General features: G+C 67.5%; 1 protein-coding gene. It reads left to right on the top strand.

The features are described from left to right. Positions 1 to 879, top strand: an 879-nt coding sequence (locus tag EOD07_RS35960) for an MFS transporter (RefSeq protein WP_348627804.1), incomplete at both ends; no start/stop codon positions are given.

Raw genomic sequence — 879 nt, 5'->3', positions numbered from 1 at the left:
TCTCCGTCGTCGGCATCGCGCTGTCCTCGATCCCGGTGCTGATGACGGCGCTCTTGATGTTCGGCATCATCTCGGCGCTGTTCGGACCGATCAAATACGGCATCCTGCCCGATCATCTCGAGCGCAAGGAACTGCCCAAGGCCAATGCCTGGATCGAGTCGGCCACCTTCGCGGCGATCCTCGGCGGCACCATCGCCGGGGGCGTCGTTTCCGCCGACGGCATCGGCGTCGCGGTGTTCGGGCCGATCATGATGGCGCCGGCCGTCGGCTGCTGGCTAGCCAGCCGCTACATCCCTGCCACCGGTTCGGCGGCACCCAACCTTACCATCGACAAGAACATCTTCCGCTCGACCTGGCGGCAGGTCGCCGAACTGCGCACCGACATGCGCATCTGGCGCGCCGGCCTGATGACCTCGTGGTTCTGGCTGGTCGGGGCGATCGTGCTTTCGATCCTGCCGGCGATGATCAAGGACTCGCTCGGTGGCAACGAGATCGCGGTCACCGCCTATCTCGCGGTGTTCGCCGTCTCGATCGCCATCGGCTCGGCCATCGCCGCCTGGATGTCGCAGGGCCGCATGGTGCTTTTGCCCGCGCCGGTCGGCACCGCACTGATGGCGCTGTTCGGTCTGCATCTGGCCTGGACCATCTGGAGCATGCAGCCTTCGCCGAAGGCCGAGACGCTTGCCGCCTTCTTCGCCGGCCCGAACACCATCCGTGTCGCCATCGACCTCGCCTGTATGGCCATTGCCGCCGCCTTCCTGGTGGTGCCGACCTTCGCCGCCGTGCAGGCCTGGTCGCCGGAGGCGCGCCGCGCCCGCGTCGTTGCGGCGGTGAGCATCGTCAATGCCGGCTTCATGACCGTCGGCGGCGCCCTCGTAG

It is taken from the genome of Mesorhizobium sp. M2C.T.Ca.TU.002.02.1.1, from assembly GCF_003997225.1.
This window is presented reverse-complemented; position numbering and strand designations above follow the sequence as displayed.